Origin of the sequence: Binatus sp. (SeqCode), assembly GCF_036522015.1 — a bacterium.
Lineage (GTDB): Bacteria > Desulfobacterota > Binatia > Binatales > Binataceae > Binatus.
The window spans coordinates 1-2,433 of sequence record NZ_DATDGQ010000093.1 but is presented as its reverse complement, the minus strand read 5'-3'; the positions used below and the strand labels follow the sequence as shown (position 1 = coordinate 2,433).

At 63.9% G+C, this 2,433-nt stretch carries 2 protein-coding genes and 1 pseudogene; all 3 read left to right on the top strand.

All coding sequences use genetic code 11. The features are described 5' to 3' along the window. The first annotated feature begins 12 nt into the window (after positions 1 to 12). Complete coding sequence (locus tag VIW95_RS03885; protein ID WP_349259286.1) at positions 13 to 663, top strand: glutathione S-transferase family protein; 651 nt, start codon at positions 13 to 15, stop codon at positions 661 to 663. Between the two features lie 18 nt (positions 664 to 681). Beyond that, entirely contained in the window at positions 682 to 1,689 is a 1,008-nt protein-coding gene (locus VIW95_RS03880; RefSeq protein WP_331584101.1) for a phosphotransferase family protein, read from the top strand. A 30-nt stretch (positions 1,690 to 1,719) separates the two neighbouring features. Beyond that, a pseudogene (locus tag VIW95_RS03875) lies at positions 1,720 to 2,433 on the top strand (class II poly(R)-hydroxyalkanoic acid synthase); the annotation flags it as partial.

The window sequence follows — 2,433 nt, the reverse complement described above, 5'->3', positions numbered from 1 at the left end:
GGCTACCCCACCATGCATCTCTACGATTCACTCGGACCCAATCCGCGGGCGACGCGAATGTTCCTTTTGGAGAAGGGAATCACCATCCCGACCAAGACCGTAGATCTGTTGGGAGCGGAAAATCGCAAGCCGCCGTACACCGATCGCAATCCCGGCGGGCAAATTCCGGCACTCGAGCTCGACAACGGCAAATGCATCGGCGAGACCGTCGCGATTTGGGAATATCTCGAAGAGAAACATCCGACGCCCCCGCTGATCGGTACGACTGCTGAGGAACGCGCCGAGACCCGTCAATGGCAGCGTCGCGTCGAGCTGCAGATCACCGAGATTCTCTACAATGCCTTCCGCTACTCCGAGGGCGCGCAGCTCTTCAAGGATCGGATGCGCATCCTGCCCGAGGCGGCGCCCGGGATGAAGGCGGTGGTGCAGGACAAGCTCAAGTGGCTCGATAAGCTGCTCGAAGGTAAGCAGTACATCGCGGGCGATCGCTTCACCGTCGCCGACATCATTCTGTATTGCGCGCTCGATTTCGGCGGCAGCGTCAAACAGCCGCTCGATCCGTCGCTGAAGAACCTGAACGCATGGTTCAAGCGCGTCGATTCGCGTCCCAGCGCCAAGTCGAGCTTGCATCCCGCGGCGGCGCAAACCGGGATGAAGGGTTAGCGGGCGAGATCGTTCGCGATGCCCGGAGATATCGAACAGGTAACCGCGCAGCTGACTGCCCTGGTGCGCGCGAAGACCGGTGACGCCGGCGCGCGAGCGCATTCGCTCGAGTCGCTGCCGGGTCACGCCGGCTTCAGCTACAGCTTTATCCTCGAGCGCAGTGCTCCTGATGCGACGCCGGCGGGGAAATATGTCGTGCGGATCGCGCCTCCCGGCGTCAAAATTTCAGGTCCCGCCGATATCGTGCGGCAGGCGCGCGTGATGGCATCACTGGCCGACACGCCAGTCGCGGTACCGCCGATCATCTGGTACGGCGACGAGCCCGAGTTCTTCGAGCGGCCGTACTTCGTCGGCGGGTTCGTCGAAGGATTCAAGCTCGGCGAATCCACGCTGCCTCTCGCGCACCTGAAACGGCTGGCGCGCAATGGAATTGCGACGATGGCCGCGCTGCACAACGTCGCGTGGGAGCCGCGCCGCGCCGCATGGGGCGAGCCGTTCGCGCTCAGCGAGGAACTTAGGCGCCTTGACTACCTGCTCGACCGCCCGACGCTGGATCCCGCGGTCGTCGCGCGCGCACCTGAACTGCGCGAGCGCCTGCGCTCGAGCCTGCCGACGGGCGCGCGCATCGGATGCGTCCATGGCGACTTCCAATGGTCCAACGTGCTGTTCAACGAGGAACGCGTCGTCGCGCTGATCGATTGGGAAATCTCGCTGGTCGGCGCAACGCTGCTCGACCTCGGCTGGATTTGCTTTTTCTCGGACCCCGGGAGCTGGGTCGGCCCCGACGTGCGAGGCGCCCTCCTCAACGCCGACGAAATCGTCGACGCGTACGCTGAGGCCGCCGGCTTCCCGGTCTCCGCGGCGGAAGTGCGATGGTTCCGCGCGTTCGCGGGCTACCGTTTCGGCGTAATCACGTGCTTCAACCTGATGCTGCATCGGCGCGGCAAGCGTCACGATCCGCTGTGGGAAGAGACGGCGCTGTCAGCGCCGCGGATGTTCGAGCACGGCCTCGAACTGTTAGGCTAGCGATCAGTCTGCCGAACCAGGAGGTACGACATGGACGGTGCAGCCAAGCGGCAGCCTGAGATTCTGACTCCCGAGGAAAATCATCCCGCGCTGAATGCGCTGCTCGGCGCCAATCCGTTCGTCGGCCTCGACGCCACGCAGGTGCTCGGCACGCTGACGACTCTGCTCACACATATCGCCTCGCAACCCACGACGGCGGCGTCGCGAGCGATCCAACTCTCGCTCGAACTCGGGCAGATCATAGCGGGCGTTTCCTCGGTCGCTCCTGAAGCCGGCGACCGGCGCTTCGGCGATCCGGCCTGGACGGAGCATCCGCTCTACCATCGCATCATGCAGACCTACCTCGCATGGCGTGCTGCGATGCACGATCTCGTCAACGAGGACGAAAGCGTCGAGTGGAAGGAAGTCGAGCAGCAGAAGTTCGCGGTGACGCTGATGACCGAGGCGCTCGCGCCGACCAACGCGTTCTGGCTCAATCCCGCGGCGCTCAAGCGCGCCTTTGACACCTCGGGAATGAGCGTGCTGTGGGGCCTGCGCAACTTCATCGGCGATTTGTGGAGCAATGGAGGGATGCCCTCGACGGTGGACAAGCGGCCGTTTGAAGTCGGCAAAAATCTCGCGCTCTCGCCGGGCGCCGTCGTGTTTCGCAGCCCGGTCTGCGAGGTGATTCAGTATGCGCCCTCGACCGACAAGGTTTACGAGCGTCCGCTGGTTTTCATCCCGCCGCAGATCAACAAGTTCTAC